Origin of the sequence: Dactylosporangium sp. NPDC050688 (assembly GCF_040654515.1) — a bacterium.
Classification (GTDB): domain Bacteria; phylum Actinomycetota; class Actinomycetes; order Mycobacteriales; family Micromonosporaceae; genus Dactylosporangium.
In genome coordinates this window covers 18293-37968 of record NZ_JBFAIC010000062.1, presented here as the reverse complement: position 1 = coordinate 37968, position 19676 = coordinate 18293, and the positions used below count along the sequence as shown (strand labels likewise).

The following is a 19676-nucleotide window of genomic DNA, read 5'->3' as shown; positions in this document are numbered from 1 at the left end:
CGGTGCGGCCTCCGGAGATGCCCGGTCAGGCAGGGAAGCGGCCCGCGGCCCGTATTGCGGTGCCACCCCGTGCCCGGCCCCGCCAGCAGCGGGGCCGGGCACGTGCGGTCACAGGTAGGCGATGGTGTAGCCGGCGATTTCGGTGTTGGACGGGCAGCGCGCGATCGACGTGGCCCGGCCCGGGCCGGGGACGATCGAGCCGTTGACGGTGAACTGGGTCTGGTTGTAGCGCTCGCAGGTCAGCCGCAGGTACCAGGTCTCGGTCAGGGACGTGCTGCAGGTGGCTGACATCTGGTTCAGCGAGAGGTTCCAGCCGTACACGCAGTTAGTGACGGCGGCCGCGGCCGGCTGGGCGGTGAACGCGAGCACGCCGGCCCCGACCAGCAGTGTGGCCGCGGCGGCGGTGCGGATGCGATGCGCAATTCCCATTGGTCCTCCTCGATATGGCGGTGAAGGTGAGCGTAGCGACCGCGGTGGGTGGCGGAGTCTCATCCAGGTCTCAGCAATCACCGAGAAGATCGACAAGTGTTGGTATGGTGTCCGGCATGCCGACCGCGTTACCCGACGCGCGCCGGATGCTCGCCGGGCTGCTCCGAGCCGCCCGGCCGGCATCGCCGCCGCGGGTCGTCAACCTCGTGGGTCCGCTCGGGATCGGCAAGTCGAGGCTGCTGGCCGAGGTGGCCGCGGCCGCGCCGCGCCGACCGTGGATCTTCGACGGGGCCGACAGTGAGCCGCGGATCCGGGCCGCGCGCCGCCGATTACGTGCCGCCCCGCCCGGCACGGTGATGGTGGTCGCGGCGCGCCGGGCCCTCGCGTCCCGGCCGGCGTGGGGCGGGCAGGCGGCGATCCTGGTCGAGCTGTCGCCGTGGCCGGAGGGCGAGATCCGGGCGCTGGCCGCGGGGCTCGGCCTCGCCGGAGCGGCGGTGGACGTCGTCGCGCGGCTGGCCGGCGGGGTGCCACTGCTGGCCGGGGTGGTCGCGGGGGCGCTGTTGGCGGGAGCGGACCCGGGGGCGCCCGGGGCGCTGGCCGACGCGGCCGCAGCCGTCGTGCTGCGCCGGCTGCGGGTTGAGGCGCCGGGGCTCGATCTCGAGCCGCTCCCCATTCTGTCCACTGTGGATGGTGCAGATGAGGAGCTGCTGGCCGCGCTCGTGCGGGTGCCCCGGGGCGGCTTCGACGGGCTGGCGCGGCTCAGCGTGGTGCGGGCGGAGGCGCACGGGCTCGGCGTCGTCGAGCCGTTCCGGACGGTGCTCGACCTGGCGTACCGCTGGCGGCGACCCGACCAGCAACGACGACTGGCCGCGAGGGCCGCAGCGCGTCGCCACGGGCAGGTCGCGCTCACCGGCGACGCGCGGCTGCGGGCCCGCCTCGCCGAGCAGGTCCTGTTCCTGTCCGCCCGGCCGCACCTGCGCGACGACCTGTTCACCGAGGGGCCCGGACCGATGCGGGTGCGGCCCGCGGCCGCGGACGACGCCTCCGACATGGGGCGCCTGACCCGGCAGTGGTCGGTGACCGAGGGCCTGGACGGCGGCCGTGCCGACCGGATGCTGCAGCGCTGGCTCGACGGCGCAGAGCACGGCTTCCACCTGCTCGTCGACGGTGACGACCGGGCCGTCGGGATGGTCAATCTGACGCCGCTGGACGTCGGCCCCGCGCCGGTGCTCGACTCGTTGCTGCAGCAGCACGCCTCGGCGGTCGTGAACGCGGGCGGGGCGGTGGTGGGGATGATGGCGGTCCAGGAACGTTACGCCCGCTTCCAGCCGCTGCTGGTGCGGCAGATCATGACCCAGGGCATCGCGCGGGGGCGGCTCGTCGTGTCGACGCCGTGGCTGCCGTATCAGCAGATGTGCGCGCGGTTCGGGCTGCGGCGGCTCGGGCAGACGCGCGACGACCTGTACCGGTGCGGGCGGGCCAACGCGGTCTGGGCACGGGCGTTCCGGCCGGCGCAGCTGCCCGGGTGGTTGGGGCGGCTGCAGGCGCCGCCACCGCCGGCCGCCGAGCCGCCGGTGGACACGGTGCGTGCCACGCTGGAGCAGGTGCGGGCCAGGCGTGGGCCGGCGCCGGTCGACGACCGTGTCGTGGCCGCGGTAGTGGCGCTGGGCGGGTCGGCGTCGCCGGTGGACCGCGAGGCGGCGGCAGTGCTCAGCGAGTACTACCTGCGCGGCGCCCGTGGGCACGACCTCGTCGCGTATCGGCTGCACCTGAGCCGGGCAACGTACTTCCGCCGGCTGCGCCAAGGGCTGCTGCGGGTGGCCGAGCTGTTGGATTAGCACTCCGGCCCCAGGGCCGTGCGGTGCGGACGGTGGCGGGAAGGGCACAATCGGTCGGGTGCGGATCAGGGTGCTGGGCCCCCTCGAGGTGCGGGCCGCGACCGGCGCGCCCGTCGAGATCGGTGGCGCGCGCCTGCGGCTCCTGGTCACGCTCCTCGCGCTGGAGGCCGGGCGCACCGTCACCCCCGGCCGACTCGCCGCCGGCATCTGGGGCGACACGCCACCCGGTGACGCCGGCAACGCGCTGCAGTCGCTGGTGTCGCGGCTGCGGCGGGTCCTGCCGGACGGGATGCTGGCCGCCCGCCCGGGTGGGTACCTGCTCGATGTCGCCGCCCGCGACGTCGACCACCTGCGCTTCGCCGAGCTGGTCGAGCGGGGCCGCGCGCTCCTGCCGCAGGACCCGGCCGCCGGCGCCGGGCTGTTGCGCGAGGCCGAGACGCTGTGGCGCGGGCCGGCCCTGGCCGACGCCGGGGACGCGCCGTTCGCGCTGGGCTGGCGGGCCCGGCTGGACGAGCTGCGGCTGGCCGCCGCCGAGGACCGCATCGACGCGGAGCTCGGTCTCGGGGTGCGCGCCGTGGCGGAGCTGGAGGCCATGGCCGCCGCGCACCCGCTGCGGGAGCGGCTGGTCGCGCTGCTGATGCGGGCACTGCACGCCGAGGGGCGCACGGCCGACGCGTTGCGCGCGTACGAGCGCTGCAGGAAGCGCCTCGCCGACGAGCTCGGCGCCGACCCGTCGGCCACGCTGACCACCACCCACCTGGCGATCCTGCGCAACACCCCGGCCGGCCCGCCGGCCCGCGCAGCTCACCCGGCACCCGGGGCCGAGGCGGCGGGGGCGCCGCGGCGGGGCAACCTGCGGGCGCCGCTGACCAGTTTCGTGGGCCGCGACGACGAGGTGCGCGCGGTCCGCGCCCTGGTCGGGCAGGCCCGGTTGGTGACGCTCGTCGGGCCCGGCGGCGCCGGCAAGACCCGGCTGGCCACCGAGGTCGGCCGAGGCCTGCCGGACGCGCCCGACGGCGGGGTGTGGCTGGTCGAGCTCACGAGCGTCACCGGAGGTCCGGCGAGCGGCCGGCGTGACCCCGGCGACGTCGTGCAGGCGGTCTGGACGGCGCTCGGCCTGCGCGACCCGGCCGGCGCCACCGGTCCGGGCCGCCGCGTGAGCGGTCCGGAGCGTAGCGGAGGGGCCGCGAACCATCGGGCTCAGTCCTGGATCACGGCGGCGCCAGAGCGTAGCGGAGGTGACGTCGTGAGCGGTCCGGAGCGTAGCGGAGGGGCCGCGAACCATCGGGCTCAGTCCTGGATCACGGCGGCGCCGGAGCGCAGCGGAGGTGACGTCGTGAGCGCCCCCGACGGGTCGGTGGGGCTGGATCGGTTGGCGGACGCACTGGCGTACCGGCGGATCCTGCTCATCGTGGACAACTGTGAGCACGTCGTCGGCGCCGCGGCGGCGCTCGTGGACCGGCTGCTCGGTGACTGCCCGCACCTGCGCGTGCTCGCCACCAGCCGGGAGCCGCTCGGCATCACCGGGGAGGTGCTGGTGCCCGTCGGGCCGCTGCCCGGCGACGCGCTGGACTCGCCGGCGGCGCTGCTGCTGTCGGATCGTGCGGCCGCGGTACGGCCAGGCTTCCGGCTGGACGGCTCAGCCCTGCGGATCTGCCGGGCGCTGGACGGCATGCCCCTGGCGATCGAGCTGGCCGCGGCCCGGTGCCGGTCGATGACGGCCGCGCAGGTCGCCGACCGGCTCGACGACAGGTTCCGGCTGCTCACCCGGGGCAGCCGCACGGCGCTGCCGCGGCACCAGACGCTGCGGGCGGTCGTGGACTGGAGCTGGGACCTGCTCACCGGCGCGGAGCAGGCGATGCTGCGCCGGCTCGCGGTCTTCCCCGGCGGGGCGACGCTGGAGGCTGCCGCGGCCGTCTGCGACCCCGACGGCACGCTCGGCGATCCCGTCGAGCTGGTCGCCGCGCTGGTGGACAAGTCGCTGCTGGTCGAGGTCGACGGCCGGTACCGGATGCTGGAGACCATCCGCGCCTACGGCCTGGAGCGGCTCGAGGAGCAGGGCGAGACCGCGCGGCTGCGGCGGCGGCACGCGACCTGGTTCCTGGCCCTCGCCGAGCGCCTCGAGCCGGCCCTGCGCACCGCCGATCAGCTCACGGCGCTCGCGCTGCTGTCCGCCGAGCACGAGAACCTGCACGGGGCGCTGCGCCGGGCCGTGGCCGACGGCGACGCCGACCTGGCGGTGCGGTTCGTGCTGATCCTCGGCTGGTACTGGTGGATGCGCGGGCACCGGGTCGAGGGCACCGGGCTGGCCGTCGCCGCGCTCGCGCTGGACGGGCCGACCGACCCCGACGCGCGTGCGATGGCGTGCGGGGTGGCCGCGGTCAACGGCTTCGACGGCATCGGCGACGCCGCCCAGCTGGACGCCTGGTTCACCGAGGCGTTCGCGTACCAGGGCAGCCACCCCATGTTCCGGCTGTTCCGGGCGGTCTCGATGCTGTTCCGCGAGGGCTCGACCCGGGCCACCCTGGACCACATCGGCGTCCTCGCCCGCGACCCCGACCCGTGGCTGGCGAGCCTCGGCGAGCTGCTGCTGTGCCACGCCGAGATGAACCTCGGTGTCCCGTACGACGCCGCGGCGAGCCGCTTCGCCAAGGCCCTGGCGGGGTTCCGGCAGATCGGCGAACGGTGGGGGATGGCCGCGGCGCTGCAGTCCCTCGCCGAGATCCTCGCCCGCCGCGGCGACTACGCCGAGGCCGTCGAGCACCTGGAGGAGGGGCTGCGGCTCTTCGCCGAACTGGGCACGACCGAGGACCGCTCCGCCGCCGAGGTGCGCCTGGCCCAACTGCACGAGCTGCTCGGCCGCCCCGAGCAGGCGGAGCTGGTGCTGGCCGCGGCGCGGCGCACGGCGCTGCAGGTCGGGCTGCCCGACGGGATCGCGTTCGTCGAGTACGTCTACGCCGACCGGGCGCTGCGGGCCGGCCGGCTCGCCGAGGCCCGCCGGCGCTTCGCCGAGGCGAGCCGCGTCCTGGCCGGGGACCGGGCCTCGTCGCAGCTGCTGGCGGCCGTCCACGGTGGACTCGCGGTGGTGCTCGCCCGCGAGGGGAAGCCGGACGAGGCCCGTACCATGGCCGCCGCCGCACTCGAACATGCCCGCGGAGCGTTCGACGGACCCGTCGCCGGCGCGGTGCTCGAGGACGCGGCGGAGGTCATGCTGCTGGACGGCGCCGCCGCGACCGCCGTGACGCTGCTCACGGCCGCCGAGCAGATCCGTGGTGGCCCGGACCGTACCCGGCCGCACCTGGTCGCGCTCGCGGATGCCGCACACGCCGCATTGACGGATGCGCAGCGTGCCGCCGCGGTCGCGCGAGGTCGAGCGACGACGATCGAGACGGCCGCCGATCTTCTGTAAATGGTTTGAAAATGCCCCGGGTCACGGCGCAGTCTGAGAAGCCGCCACAACGATCCGGGGGGATCCCACCATGCGCCTGCTCCGTGACCTCTGGGCCACGTCGCCGCGCCGCACCGGGCTGGTGGTGTTCCTGGTCATCCTCGGCGCCGCCGGTCAGGCCGCCGCGGCAGGTGTGGCCGGATCGGTCCTGATACATCGATCATGGACAATGTTCACGGTCCTCGCCGTGGCCCTCGTCGCTGCCGTGCTCACCGACCTCGCCGTCGGGCTCATCATGGCCAGGCTCACCGCCGACTGGTCCGCCGACGTGCGCCGCCGGCTGTGCCGGGTCGCGTTCGGCCAGGACCTGCCGACGCTGGAGACCACGCCCGTCGGCGAGCTGCTCGACCGCATCGACGGCGACGTCTACCAGGTCGCCTCCGAGGTGCGCGGCAGCGGCGTGCGGATCGCCCAGTCCCTCGCGTTCGGCGTGCTGTCGATCGGCACCACCATGTACGTGTGGTGGCCCGCCGGCATCGCCATGATCGTGCTCGTCGCCGGCCTCACCGCCGTGCTGCGCAAGCCGACCGCGAAGATCGGCACCGCCCGCATGGCCGAGGAGGAGGCATGGTCCGACCTGGCCGCGGTGATGGAGGAGTCCATCCACGGCCAGGACGACGTGCGCACCAGCCTCGCCCGGCCCTACGTGCTGCGCCTGTTCGCCAACCGCGCCAGCGTCGTGCTCGCCCGCGGCCGCCAGGTCTGGACCCGCTCCGGCGCGGTCACCGCCGTGGCTGCCGGTGCCGTGCGCGCCGGCATCGCCGTCATCGTCCTGGCCGGCCTGTGGGCCATGGCCGACGGCCGCATCGACGGCGCCCGGCTCACCGCGGTGTGGCTGCTCGCGCTCGGCTTCGGCGCCACCGTCGAGCACACCAGCCGGATGGTGCCCGAGCTGCAGTACGCGCTCGGCGCCTGGGGCCGCGTCCAGCTGCTGCGCGACTCGCCGCAGGAGCCCACCGGCGGCCTCGAGCCGACCGGGGGCGACCTCGTCGTGCGGGACCTCACGTTCCGCTACACCAAGGGCGAGCAGGACGCCGCCCGGCGCCCCGCGCTGCGCGACGTCAACCTGACCTTCGCCCGTGGCCGCTCCTACGCGCTCGTCGGCCGTACCGGCTCGGGCAAATCCACCCTGGCGAAGGTCCTCACCCGCGCCGTCGACCTGCCGCGCGGCACCGTCTTCCTCGGCGGCGTCGACCTGCTCGACCTCGACGTGGAGGCGCTGCGCCGGTGGATCGCAGTCGTGCCGCAGCGCACCGAGATCCTCGCCGGCACCCTCGCGGAGAACATCGCCCTGTTCGACCCGGCCCTGATCGAGCGCGCCGGGCAGGCCATGGAGGAGCTCGGCCTCACCTCGTGGGTCGCCGAGCTGCCCGACGGCATGCAGACGAAGCTCGGCGAGGGCGGCCACGTGCTGTCCGCCGGGCAGGAGCAGCTGGTCGCGTTCGCCCGCATCGTGGTGCGCGACCCGCAGGTCGTCATCCTCGACGAGGCCACCGCGCGGCTCGACCCGGTCACCGAGACCCAGGTGCAGCGGGCCACGGACCGGCTGCTCGTCGGGCGCATCGGCATCATCGTCGCGCACCGGCTGTCCTCGGTGCGCCGCTGCGACGAGGTCGTGGTCCTCGCCGACGGCGCCGTGGTCGAGGCGGGCCCGCTGTCCTCGTCGTCCCGGTTCGCGGAGCTGCTGGCGGCATCGTCGGTACGGGTGCCCGTCGCGCCCTCCGGCTCCTCCGTCGCCGTGCTCGAACCGGCCCCGCTGGAGGGCTCGCTCGTCTCGTCCCTGGCGGACAAGACGGACCCGCCCCCGCTGCCGAAGCTGCCCAGGGCCCGCACGCTGTGGAACATCTACAAGCTCGCCACCAACGACGCGCGGTACGGCCTGGTCGCCGTCGCCATGTTCTCCTGCATGGTGTTCCTCGGCCTTGACGGCTCGGTGCTGCCGTGGCTGTGGGCCGACCTGGTCGACGGCACCGGCGGCACCCTGTGGCCCGCCGTCGGCATCGTCGCCGGCCTGCTGCTGCCGTTACCGCTGCCGTACTACACCGGCAAGTGGTTCCCCGAGTGGTGGGTCCGGCAGCTGCTGCGCATCAGCCTGCGCCTGGTGCACGGCCAGACCGGCCCGCGCCGGGTCAGCACGCACACCCCCGCCGAGGTCGTCGCCCAGGGCGGCGACACCGAGCGCGTCGTCGTGCTCGCCGACAACCTCATCGACCAGTGGATCTGCGCGTTCGTCCTGGTCACCATGACCCTCGTGTCGGGCTCGCTGGTCCCGGCCGCGTTCATGGCCGCCACGATCGTGCTGTCCGGCCTCGCCGCGTCGCTGTTCGGCCCCGTGCTGAAACGCTCCGCGACGAAGACCGTGGCCGCCCGGGCCGCGTTCGCCACCTCCCTGGTCTCGTCGCTGTCCGCGGCCCGCACCGTCAAGCTCGCCGGCGCGACCCGCCCCGTCCTGGACCACCTCGCGAACCTCGACGCCATCCGCAGCGCCCGGCAGCGCTGGGAGATCTCCATGCAGGTGTGGGCCCGCTCAACCCCCGCGATCGCCAGCGGCCTGCTGCCGATCGGCGCGTGGGCGCTGCTGCTCACCGGCAACCTTTCCGCCGGCGCCACCCTCGTGGCCGTGTCGACCCTCGGCTCGGCCCGCTGGTTCGCGTGGACGACCGCGTCGCTGGTCTCGCAGCTGCCCTCGGCCCGCGTCTGGACCCGCCGCACCGTGGCGATGACCGGCGAGGCCGAGTACGCCGCCGCGGTCCCCGGCGTCGACCTGTCCGAGGGCGTGGCACCGGCCCCGGTGACCCCGCCTCGCCGCCCGCTGCGCCGCCTCGACCTGGACGGCTTCACCGCCGTGCACGAGGACGGCACCGTGGCCGTGCGCGACCTTGACCTCACCGTCTCCCGCGGCGAGCTGGTCCTGGTCGTCGGCCCGGTCGGCTCCGGCAAGTCCTCGCTCCTGCGCGCCCTGGCCGGCATCGTCCACCACACCGGCGCCCTGCGCTGGAACGGCGAACCCGTCACCGAGCCCGAGATGTTCCTGCGCCCCAACCAGATCGGGTACGTCGCCCAGCTGCCCCGCGTGCTGTCCGGCACCGTCGCGGACAACATCCGCCTCGGCCACGAGGTCGACGCGGCCGACGCCGTCTCCACCGCCCAGCTCACCCACGACCTCACCGCCGCGGGCGCCGGCCTCGGCCTGCTCATCGGCCACAAGGGCACCCGCCTGTCCGGCGGCCAGCTGCAGCGCCTCGCCCTGGCCCGCGCCCTGGCCCCGCGCACCGAACTGCTCATCGCCGACGACGTGTCCTCGGCCCTGGACGTGACCACGGAGCTGGCCCTGTGGCGCGCCCTGCGCGACCACGGTGTCACCGTCATCGGCTCCACCTCGAAGCGCGCCGCTTTGACCCAGGCCGACCGCGTCGTGGTCCTGCTCGACGGCACGGCCGCCGCCCAGGGCACCTGGCGCGAGCTGGAGGACCGCTGGGGCCACCTCGCCGGCTGACCCGCACCCGCGCAGGGTGCGGAACCAGCAGCCCACGCCAGGGCAGACCCGCGCGCGGCCCGCGCGGGTCTGCGCCGGTCTGTGGAACCGGCGGCCCGCGCGGGTCTGCGCCGGTCTGTGGAACCGGCGGCCCGCGCTGGCGGCCGGCGCTGCCCCGTGCTGGCGGCCGGCGCTGACCGCGCCGGCGGCCCGCGCTTGCCCGCGTCGGTCTGCGCTGGCCTCTCGCGTTCGCCCGGGTCCGCCCGGGTAACGGTCACTCGCCTGCTGGCCCGCGCCCGCCGCCCGGTGATCGAAGTCGTCGGGTGGTCGTCGGGGTGACCATTCCTGTCCTTGGATCACGAGAGTTGCCCGCGGTCCGGCCTGCTCGCGCCGGTCCGGTCGGCCCGGTGCCTGCCTTGGTGCGGTTCGGTTGTCGGCCCGCGCCGTCGCCCGGTGATCGAAGTCGTCGGGTGGTCGTTGGGGTGGCCATTTCTGTCCGTGGATTACCGGGGGCTGCCCGTGGTCCGGTCTGCTCGCGCCGGTTTGGTCTGTCCGGTGCCTGCCTTGGTGCGGTTCGGTTGTCGGCCCGCGCCGTCGCCCGGTGATCGAAGTCGTCGGGTGGTCGTTGGGGTGGCCATTCCTGTCCTTGGATCACGCGGGCACGGCGGCTGGCGCACGACTTGCGCCTGCCGGACGGTGGTCGGTGTCGGTCGGTGGTCGGTCGGGTGGCCGGATTGGGACTTCGATCATCGGGGCGGTGTCCACAGGATGCGGTTTGAGCTTTGCGTGTGGGCGGGTGTGCGGCAGCGTTGTCGGGGTGGGGGACGGTGGGGTCGAACGGTTCACGAGGGCGCAGCACGGACTGGTCACCCGGGGGCAGCTCACCGCGGCGGGGGTGACCAGGTCGCAACTGCGGTGGCGGCTGCGCACCGGGCGGTGGGCGGTCGTGCTGCTGGGTGTGGTCGCGACGTTCAGCGGGGAGCTGAGCCGTACGCACCAGCTGACCGCGGCGTTGCTCTACGGCGGCGGCGAGGCGTGTCTCACCGCGGCGGCGGCGCTGGGCCTGCACGGCTTCCGCAACGCGCCGGACGAGCGGTGTGTCCGGATCGTCGTGCCGTCCAACCGTAGGGTGCGGTCGACCGGTTTCGTGCGGGTGCACCGTACGTCGCGGGCCGACCCGTTCGTGCGGCTCGTCAGCTCGCTGCGGGTCTCGTCGCCGGAGCGGTCGGTGGTCGAGGCGGCCCGGCGGTGCGCGGATCCGCGGCGGGTGCGGGCGCTGGTTGCCGAGGCGGTGCAGGTCGGGCACTGCACGGTCGAGGATCTGGTTCGTGAGCTCGGCGTCGCGCCGCGGGCCGGGACCGCGGTGTTGCGCAGTGCGGTCGGCGAGGTCGTCGCCGGGGTCCGGTCCGTGGCGGAAGGTGAGGCGCGGGACCTGCTCGCCGGGTCGGCGGTGCTGCCGGGGCTGCTGTGGAACCCCCGGCTGACCGGTGCCGCAGGGGAGATCCTTCCCACGCCGGACGGATGGATCGCCGAGGTCGACGTGGCCTTGGAGGTGGACTCGCGGGCGTACCATCTGTCGCCGCAGGACTGGGAGCGCACCATGCGGCGGCACCGGCGGCTCACCGAGGCCGGTGCGCTGGTGCTGCACTTCTCGCCGCAGGAGATCCGGGCGGCACCGGCGGCGTTCGTGGCTTCGGTCGAGCGGGTCTACCTGATGCGGCTCGCCGCCGCGCACCGCAGCCGCATCGACGCCGTCGCGCGGGCATGACCAACGACACGCACCGAGGGCGCGTCCAAGGGCATGACCAGAGGCCAGCGCCGCGGCTCGGAGATGTGCAGCACGCGGAACAGGCCGGAGGGGCGACGAAAGGCACGGCCGGGAGACCCGTGGTGCCAGCATCAGGGCTGGCGTTGACATCACTGTCAAGGTTTACCGTTGGTCGCATGCGGATCGGGGAGCTGGCGGAGCAGGCCGGCACGAGTGCGCGGGCACTGCGCTACTACGAGCAGCAGGGCCTGCTCAGCGCCCGGCGGAGTTCGAACGGGTACCGGGACTACGACGAGGAGGACCTGCGGCTGGTGCGGGAGATCCGTGCCCTGCTGGAGATCGGGTTCAACCTTGAGGACACCCGGCCGTTCGTGGAGTGCATCCGAGAGGGGCACAGCTCGGGCGCCGAGTGTCCAGCATCGGTCGAGGTGCTCACCCGCCGGCTCGCCGAGATCGACGACTACATCGCGCGGCTGCGGCGGATCCGGGCCACGATCGTGAAGGAGCTGGGCTGAACATGCTGAACGTCACCGATGCCACGTTCGCCGAGGAGGTGCTGGGCAGCGATCTGCCGGTGCTGGTGGACTTCTGGGCCGAGTGGTGCCCGCCGTGCCACCGGCTGTCGCCGGTGCTCGACGAGCTTGCGGCGGAGTACGAGGGCCGGGCCAGGATCGTGAAGATCGACTCGGATGAGAACCCGGAGACGGTGCGGGCGTACGGGGTGATGTCGATGCCGACGCTGAGCATGTTCCGCAACGGGGAGCTGGTGTCGCAGGTGGTCGGGGCGCGGCCGCGCGCGCAGTTGCGGGCGCAGATCGACGGGGCGCTGGCAAACGTGAGCTGAGGCACCCTCATGCCGGGCCCTCGGCGGCCGATGCTGCGAGGGTGCGGGGAAGACTGCGGGAGCGGATGTGGACGTGGTGGACGGTCGCCGGCCTGCTGGCGACCGCCGGCTACTTCACGCTGCCGTACGGTTCCCTCGCCGGCAGCCTGATCTACGACGGGCTCGGCGCCGGCTCGGCGCTGGTGATGCTCGCGGTGGCCCGGGGCCGGCTCGCGTGGTGGCTGTTCGCGGCCGGCACGCTGCTGTGGGCCGGCGGCGACGCCGTCTACAGCTACTACGTGTACGGCCTGCATCAGGACCCGTTCCCGTCGGTGGCCGACGCGCTGTACCTCGGCGCGTACCCGCTGCTCGCCGCCGGGCTGTTCGTGCTGGTGCGGCAGCGGGCCGGACGCAACCGGGCCGCGGTCCTGGACGCCTCGATCGTGGCGACCGGCGCCGGGCTGGTGCTGTGGACGTTCGTCATGCAGCCGATCGCGCACGACGGCACCGTCGGGGTCGGCACGCGGGTGGTGGGGCTGGCGTACCCGGCGTTCGACGCGCTGCTGCTGGTCATGCTCGCCCGGCTGCTGGTGTCCGGCGCGGTGCGCGACACCGGGATCCGGCTGCTGGCCGCCTCACTGGTCCTGCTGACCTGCGCCGACGTCGCGTACTCGGTGGTCACCGCGTACACCTCCTATGACGGCGGGCTGTTCGACGCCGGCTGGCTGCTGTCGTACGTGCTGTGGGCCGCCGCCGCGTTGCACCCGTCGTCGCGGCGGGTGGCGAGGGCGGCTGACGCCGGCGAGGACGCGCTGCGGTTCGGCTGGCCGCGCCTGCTCATCCTGGCCAGTTCGTCGCTGCTGGCGCCCGGGGTACTGCTCGTGCAGGGCGTCACCCAGCCCCGCGACATCGACTGGCTGCCCGTGGGCGCCTGCGCCGTCGTGCTGTTTCTGCTCGTCGGGGTACGCATGGCCGGGCTGGTCCGGCAGGTGCGGCGGCTGGCCGTGCGCGACGACCTGACCGGCCTGGCCAACCGGCGCGAGCTGGAGCTGCGCATCCGCGCGGCGCTGGGCTCACCGGCGAAGGTCGCGCTGATCGACCTCGACGACTTCAAGGCCATCAACGACCGGCTCGGCCACGGCGTCGGCGACCGGCTGCTGATCGCCGTCGCCGAGCGGCTGCGCTCCGTGGCCCGGCCCGGCGACACCGTGGCCCGTCTCGGCGGCGACGAGTTCGCGCTGCTGGTGCCGTCCGGCGACGTGAGCGTGTTCGCCGAGGCGCTCGAGCGGCCGTTCGTGGCCGGGGCGCACAAGCTGCTGGTGCGGGCCAGCATCGGGGTGGCGGACTGCCGCGGCACCGCGGAGGCGTTCGAGCCGTTGCGCCGCGCCGACGTCGCGATGTACGCGGCCAAGGTCACCGGCGGCCGGCAGCAGCACTACGACCCGGCCCTGGACGCCCGGGCCTCGGAGCATGCCGAGCTCGGCGCCGACCTGCGCACCGGCCTCGACGAGTCGCAGTTCTTCATGGTGTACCAGCCGATCGTCGCCCTTCCGTCCGGCGACACCGTCGCGGTGGAGGCGCTGGTGCGCTGGCGGCACCCGCAGCGCGGACTGGTCAGCCCCGTCGACTTCATCCCGGTCGCCGAGCACAACGGGCTGATCATCGAGCTCGGCGCGTGGATCCTGCGCGAGGCGTGTACCCGGATGGCGCACTGGCGCGACACGCTCGGCCCACGGGCGCCGCAGCGGGTCAGCGTCAACGCCTCGGCCCGGCAGCTGTCGGAGCCGGACTTCGCCGGGACCGTCGCCGCGGTGCTCGCCGACACCGGCCTGCCGCCCCGGTGCCTCGTCATCGAGGTCACCGAGACGGCCGTGTTCGACAGCGACACCGCGCTGGACACGCTGCGCGCGGTGCGGGCGCTCGGGGTGCGCATCGCGCTGGACGACTTCGGCACCGGGCACTCGTCGCTCGGCCTGTTGCAGACCGCGCCGGTCGACATCCTCAAGGTCGACAAGTCCTTCGTCGATCACGTCGGTACCCCCGGCAGGCAGGCCGTCATCGCCCGGGCGCTCATCGACGTGAGCAACCATCTGCAGCTGACCGCGATCGCCGAGGGTGTGGAGACCGCGGCACAGGCCGATGAGCTGCACCGGCTCGGCTACCACTACGTCCAGGGGTACCACTTCGGCCGGCCCGCGCCGGATCCGGTGTTCTCAGGCAGCAGCCAGCACGAGCTTGCCGCGTAGACCACTGGTCACTGGAACAGGCCCACCAGCGCGCGGGTGAGGTGCCCGTCGTGGCGGGTACCGGCGGAGCACCCCGACGCGTCGTCAGCGCGGTCACCTTCCGTGGACGCGCGGGAGCACCGAGGTTGAGGGACGCGGAGTGCCCCTTGCCCGCCCTCGCCGCCGTGGATCTGCACTTGGTGGTGTGCCGTACTCAGTGCCCCGTCACTTGTGTGCCGTGCTGGGCATGCGGTGTATGCCGGGGAGTCGAACCCCACGCCTGCCCGCGGCGTGCCAGAGAAAGGAGCCGAATTACCCGCCGGCTCTCGGGTCCGTGCACGCCTCCACGTCGGCTACCTGCTCCGCGTCCCACGTCTCAGTCGAGCAGCTCGGCCTCCCAGTTGGTGCGCTGGATGAGGGTGTCGACCTCGCGCAGCTGCCGGGCCAGATCGTCGGCCTGACCGTGCAGCTCGGCCACCGGCAACGCTGAGATCATCTTCAGCTCGGACCGAAGCTGCCGGTACCCGCGCTGACCCTCGCCCGCCGCGGCGCTCGCCGCCGCGGTCACCACGCTGTGCCGCAGGCGCAGCACGTCCCGCCGGGCCAGCGCGTCGGTCAGCGTGCCGCCCTCAACCAGCGTCGCGGCGTTGGTGCGGTTGATCCGCCGGATCAACGACTCCAGCTCGTCGAGCACCGCACTGACCTCGTCGAGCAGCGCCACCGCATCCTCGGCGGGCGTCTCGCCCTCCTGATAGCGGGCACTGGCGGTGACCCGGGCACGAAGTTGTTCGGCGCGCCGCGCCGCATCCGCACGCAGCGCAAGAGCCTCCGCGAGTTTCACGAGCACAGTATGCCAGCGATGATCGATGAGAGATGCCCGCCCGCAGCGGGCATCCGCACATGCCTGACCGGCGGTGACCAGAAGGCCGTCGGGGGCACATGCACATGCATCTGAACCGGTACGGTGCTCGCGTGACGACGCCGCCCACTCCCGCTGGCCCGAACCCGGACTTCCCCGCGTGGGGCACACCCGACGCCCCTGCGCCCGGCACGCCGACCTCCGGCATACCGGTGTCCGGCATGCCCGCGTCCGGGCCGCCCACTTCCGGCATGCCGACGTACGGGCCGCCCACCTCTGGCATGCCGGCGTACGGGATGCCGGGCGCGTCCGGGATGCCGCCCGCCGGCGCTCCCGGCTGGAGCGCGCCGCCCACCGGTGCCGTCATCGGCGGGCCGGGCACAGGGTGGCCGAGCGGTGATCGGGTCACGCCCGGCAGGTCGAGGAACAAGCTGGTCGTCGTCGGCGTCGTCGCCGGCGTGCTCCTGCTGCTGTGCGGTGTTGGTGGGGTCGCGGCCTTCGTCGGCGGTGACCCCGAGCAGCAGCAGACCTCCTCGGGTGCGGCCGGCGGTGCATCGGCGAGCCCGACGCCGAGCAAGGCACCGGAGCCGTTGACCGCCGCCGCGTACCAGACGCTCCTGACCGAGGCCGACGCGCTGATGGGGCCGGCCTGGCAGAAGGTCGCCGCGGCGAAGAACCAGGCGGCGACGGTCGAAGCCGCACAGGCGCTGGCCGACGCGGTCAAGACGAGCGGGCCCCGGTTCGCGTACGTCACCCCGCCGAAAGAGGCGGCCGCCGGCCACGAGCAGATCAAGCGGGCGTTCGACGCGTTGGGCAGCGACTCCATCGCGTTGACCGGAGACGCGAAGAACGGCGAGATCTGCGCCGGTTCCTCGGCGGTCGCCCAGGTGACCGGCTCGCCGGCGGCGACCTACCTCCGGGAGGCGGTCAAGGCCTTCGGGTCCGCCTTCACGTTCGGCGCGTGGCTGCCGGCACCGGTGGCCCAGCAGACCCGCACGCTGGCGAACGGCACCATGGTGAAGAAGGGGACGCTCAACGGGTCGGGCGAGTTCACGATCAACAACAGCGGCGGCGCGACCGACGTCGTCGTGAGCCTCGTTCCGAACGGCGCCAAGGTCGCGGCCTGGACGGTCTACGTCTCGGCGGGCAAGACGTTCAAGGTCAAGCGGGTCAAGGACGGCAGCTACCAGGTGTACATGGCCACCGGCGTCGACTGGGACGCGGGCGTCGCCGGGTTCACCCGCTCCTGCGAGTTCGAGAAGTTCGCGGACATCTTCGAGTTCACGACCACGAGCAGGCAGTACACCACCTGGGAGATCACCCTCAAGGCCAGCATCGGCGGCAACGCCGAAACCGACTCGGTCGACCCCGGCGACTACCCGCAGTGATCAGGGCCGACGGCGTCCCCCTCGCGTGACCCGGGCGCGACGGCGGCGCCGCCGTGTGCGAGGGTGGGGGCGATCGCGCGGCCCCGGCCGCCGCCGGGGCCGCCTGTCCCGGCATGTCGGAGCGCGGGAAAGCGGCCCACGCGGGCAGCGCACGTGAAGGGACACCATGATCATCGCGGCGCGGTTCAACGGTCCACCCGGGTCCGGCAACGGCGGCTACACGGCGGGGCTCGTCGCGGCGCACCTCACCGGGCCGGTCGAGGTGACGCTGCGCCGCCCGCCGCCGCTGGACACGCCGCTCACCGTCACCGCCGGGCAGGACGCGGCCGGCGGCACGGTGCAGGTCCACGACGGCGAGGCCCTCGTCGCGTCGGCCCGCACCGACCCCGGCGAGCGGCCCGAGGCGGTGCCGGCGGTGCCGTTCGTCGACGCGGTCGCGGCCTCGGCGGCGTACCCGGGATTCACCGCCCACCCGTTCCCGACCTGTTTCGTGTGCGGCCCCGACCGCGGCGACGGGCTGGCGCTGTTCCCCGGCCCGCTGCCGGACGGGCGCACCGCCACCCCCTGGAAGGTCCCGCCGGACGTGTCGCCGGTGCTGGTGTGGGCGGCGCTGGACTGCCCCGGCGGCTGGTCCGTGCTGACGCAGGGCCGCCCGTACGTGCTGGGCCGCATCGCCGCCCGCGTGGACGCGGTGCCGGAGCCGGGCAGCGAGTGTGTGATCACCGGCCGGCACGTCGCCTCCGAGGGGCGCAAGGCGACGGTCCTGTCCACGCTGTACGGGCCGGGCGGCGACGTCCTCGCCCTCGCCCGCGCGACCTGGATCGCCGTGGACCGCTGAGCCACGAAGCCTTCGTCCTGCTGGTTTCGGGACCTTCGGCCCTGAGGACCGCCCCCGGCGCTGCCGATGCTGATGCCGGAAGTGGACGGCGGACGTTGGAGGCGACCCCATGCAACTCGAGGACACGGTACTGGCGCACGAGAAGTGGTTCCTGCAGGACCCTTCGGCGTACACGCCGGACTGGGGGTTCGCGACCCGCCCGGTGACCCTCGCGGTGCTCGCGCTCGTGGTCGCGGCGACCGTCGCGTGGCGGGTCGTCGCCCGGCGCGTCGGCACCCCGGAGCTGACGGTGCTGCGCCCGCTCGGCCGGATCACGCCGTACCTGCCGCGGCTGCTCGCCATCCACCTCGGCGTCAGCCTGCTCGCCCTGGCCGCCCGCGGGTACTTCCTCGCCGCCGACCTGGAGCTGACCGAACTGCCGGCGCCGGCGCTGCTCGCGGTCGTCGAGGGCGCGCTCGGCGTCTGGTTCATCACCGGGTACCGGCTGCGTCCCGCCGCGCTGCTGCTCGTCGTCGTCGGGCCGGTCGCGCTCGCCGCCACCGGGCCCGTCAGCCTCCTGGAGGCCGCCGACCTGCTCGGCATCGCCGGGTTCCTCGCGTTCCTGCCGCCGTCCGGCGACCGGCACGGCGCCGTCGAGGCGGACCCGCGGACCCTGCGCCGGGCGCTGCTCGCGCTGCGGGTCGGCGTCGCCACCGCCCTGGTCACCCTCGCGTTCTCCGAGAAGCTGGCCAACCCGGCGATGGCCCGCGCCACCCTGGAGCACTACCCGCAGCTGGACGTCTTCTCGTACCTCGGCCTGCACGTGCCCGCCGACACGTTCATCCTCGTCGCCGGCGCGACCGAGCTGCTCTTCGGCCTGCTGGTGCTGTCCGGCGCGATGCCGCAGCTGGCGATGCTGGTCGCCGCGGTGCCCTTCAACGCGACGCTGCTCATCTTCGGCGCCCCGGAGCTGCTCGGCCACCTGCCCGTCTACGGCGTGTTCCTGACCCTGCTCGCGTACGGCTCCGACCCGCGCACCGCGGAGGAGGTGCGCTGGCTGCCCCGCCTGCGCCGGACGCACGCCGAAGTGCCGGCGACCGCCTGACCTCGCGCACGCCAAAAGCGGACCCCGGACGGCCGGCACCCTCGGCGGCGGCCGGGGTCCGCCGGCAGGCCGGGCACGCCGGGGTCCCGGGTGGGACGGAATGTCGGGGTCCCCGGCAGGCCGGCACATCGGGGGTCCCGGGTAGGCCGGCACATCGGGAGGGGGTCCCGCGTGGGCCGGCACATCGGGGGTCCCGGGTAGGACGGGCCGAAGGTCCCGCCGATGCGGGCATCTCCGCACTGCCGGCCACCCGCGCGGTGCGCCACCGTTGAATGGACCATCAGCTTCACCGAGGGAGCCCGTCATGCCCGCCATCCAGTACACCGACCGCGGCACCGCCGTGCGGGTCACTCCGGCCGGCCGGGTCCTGACCCAGGCAGTCCTGGCCGCGCTCGGCGCGCCGTCGATCCTCAACACCCAACCGTGGCACTGGCGCATCGACGGCGACACCGCGCAGCTGCGCGCCGATCGCAGCCGCCAGCTGGCCACCATCGACCCCGACGGCCGGCTGCTGACGCTCAGCTGCGGCGCCGCTCTGCACCACGCCCGCGTCGCGCTCGCCGCCGACGGGATCGCCGCCGAGGTGACGTACCTGCCGGACGACGACGATCCTGACCTGCTCGCCACCGTGCGCCACGCCGGCCCGGTCGCCCGCGCCGCGGAGCCGCAGCGGCTGCGCCGGGCGATGGGCATCCGGCGCACCGACCGGCGGCCGTTCGCCGACCAGGACGTGCCCGAGGCCGCCCTGGACCGGCTGCGGGCCGCCGCCACCGCCGCCGGCGCCGACCTGCACGTGGTGCGCCCGCAGGAGCTCGTGGACATCGCCGTCGCCGCCGGTCACGCCGCGGACGCCGAGCGGGCGGACCCGGCGTACCGGGCCGAGCTCGCCGAGTGGGTCCGCTCCGGCGCCGAGGACGGGGTGCCGCCGCAGAGCGCCGCGGCCGCCGGCCCGCGTCCCGTGCCGATCCGCGACTTCACCGGCACCGCCGCCGATCGGGTCAGCGTGTACGCCGGTGGCGAGGTGGCTGACCGCCGCGCCCGGTACGCGGTGCTGGTGGCCCGTGGCGACCAGCCGCGGGACTGGATCGCGGCGGGGGAGGCGCTGTCCGCGGTCCTGCTCACCGCCGTCGGTGACGGGCTGGCCGCCTCGCCGATGAGCGATGTCGTGGAGGTGCCGGCGGCCCGCGCGATGCTGCGCCGGATGCTCGGCGACGTCGGCCACCCGGCGATGGCCGTGCGGATCGGGGTGCCCGCCCGGCTGGACGCGCCCCCGGCGACGCCCCGGCGACCGTCCATGTCGGCCCTCGAGGTCGTCGCTGAGCAGGTCGCCGGCCGGGTCGCCGGTCAGGCCACCGGTCAGGCCACCACGACCGCCACCGAACCGGCGCAGAACCGATGACCTGACCCGGCGCCGGCCCGGCGCCGAGCCGCTCGCCGCCGTCCCGGACGCCGCCCCGCCCTGGACGCCACCAAGCCCAGGACGCCGCCCCGCCCTGGACGC

The 19676-nt window shown here is 74.6% G+C and carries 13 protein-coding genes; 11 read left to right on the top strand and 2 right to left on the bottom strand.

Features of this window, described 5'->3' with window-relative positions:
• Nucleotides 1–108: 108 nt before the first annotated feature.
• Nucleotides 109–429, bottom strand: coding sequence for a hypothetical protein (locus tag AB0H83_RS39985; RefSeq protein WP_360104946.1), 321 nt, complete (start codon nt 427–429; stop codon nt 109–111).
• Nucleotides 430–545: 116 nt separating this feature from the next.
• Between AB0H83_RS39985 and AB0H83_RS39980 the strand changes: the two genes are divergently transcribed.
• The 7 genes from AB0H83_RS39980 (at nt 546) to AB0H83_RS39950 (ending at nt 14027) form a co-directional block, all read left to right on the top strand.
• A complete protein-coding gene (locus tag AB0H83_RS39980) occupies nt 546–2267 on the top strand; it encodes a hypothetical protein (RefSeq protein ID WP_360104943.1) in 1722 nt (573 codons plus the stop codon).
• Between the two features lie 58 nt (nt 2268–2325).
• Nucleotides 2326–5676 (top strand): BTAD domain-containing putative transcriptional regulator, encoded by a 3351-nt coding sequence (locus tag AB0H83_RS39975; RefSeq protein ID WP_360104940.1) that lies wholly within the window; start codon nt 2326–2328, stop codon nt 5674–5676.
• Nucleotides 5677–5746: 70 nt separating this feature from the next.
• Nucleotides 5747–9211, top strand: coding sequence for an ABC transporter ATP-binding protein (locus AB0H83_RS39970; protein ID WP_360104937.1), 3465 nt, complete (start codon nt 5747–5749; stop codon nt 9209–9211).
• Nucleotides 9212–10007: 796 nt separating this feature from the next.
• Nucleotides 10008–10958, top strand: a complete 951-nt coding sequence (locus AB0H83_RS39965) for a hypothetical protein (RefSeq protein WP_360104934.1) — start codon at nt 10008–10010, stop codon at nt 10956–10958.
• A 176-nt stretch (nt 10959–11134) separates the two neighbouring features.
• Complete coding sequence (locus tag AB0H83_RS39960; protein WP_360104931.1) at nt 11135–11473, top strand: MerR family transcriptional regulator; 339 nt, start codon at nt 11135–11137, stop codon at nt 11471–11473.
• 2 nt (nt 11474–11475) lie between these two features.
• A complete protein-coding gene (gene trxA / locus AB0H83_RS39955; RefSeq protein WP_360104928.1) occupies nt 11476–11802 on the top strand; it encodes a thioredoxin in 327 nt (108 codons plus the stop codon).
• Between the two features lie 41 nt (nt 11803–11843).
• A complete protein-coding gene (locus AB0H83_RS39950) occupies nt 11844–14027 on the top strand; it encodes a bifunctional diguanylate cyclase/phosphodiesterase (RefSeq protein ID WP_360104925.1) in 2184 nt (727 codons plus the stop codon).
• 355 nt (nt 14028–14382) lie between these two features.
• Here the strand turns inward: AB0H83_RS39950 and AB0H83_RS39945 are convergent, their stop codons facing one another.
• Nucleotides 14383–14847 (bottom strand): DIP1984 family protein, encoded by a 465-nt coding sequence (locus AB0H83_RS39945; RefSeq protein WP_360104922.1) that lies wholly within the window; start codon nt 14845–14847, stop codon nt 14383–14385.
• Between the two features lie 131 nt (nt 14848–14978).
• On the opposite strand from AB0H83_RS39945, the gene AB0H83_RS39940 reads away from it, so the two are divergent.
• From AB0H83_RS39940 to AB0H83_RS39925, 4 genes are all read left to right on the top strand, one after another.
• Entirely contained in the window at nt 14979–16253 is a 1275-nt protein-coding gene (locus AB0H83_RS39940) for a hypothetical protein (protein WP_360104919.1), read from the top strand.
• A 166-nt stretch (nt 16254–16419) separates the two neighbouring features.
• Nucleotides 16420–17091, top strand: a complete 672-nt coding sequence (locus tag AB0H83_RS39935) for a hypothetical protein (protein ID WP_360104916.1) — start codon at nt 16420–16422, stop codon at nt 17089–17091.
• Nucleotides 17092–17200: 109 nt separating this feature from the next.
• Nucleotides 17201–18175, top strand: coding sequence for a hypothetical protein (locus AB0H83_RS39930; RefSeq protein ID WP_360104913.1), 975 nt, complete (start codon nt 17201–17203; stop codon nt 18173–18175).
• A gap of 304 nt (nt 18176–18479) precedes the next feature.
• Nucleotides 18480–19574 carry a nitroreductase family protein gene (locus AB0H83_RS39925; RefSeq protein ID WP_360104910.1) on the top strand — a complete coding sequence of 365 codons (1095 nt, stop codon included), beginning with the start codon at nt 18480–18482 and terminating at the stop codon, nt 19572–19574.
• Nucleotides 19575–19676 lie beyond the last annotated feature (102 nt).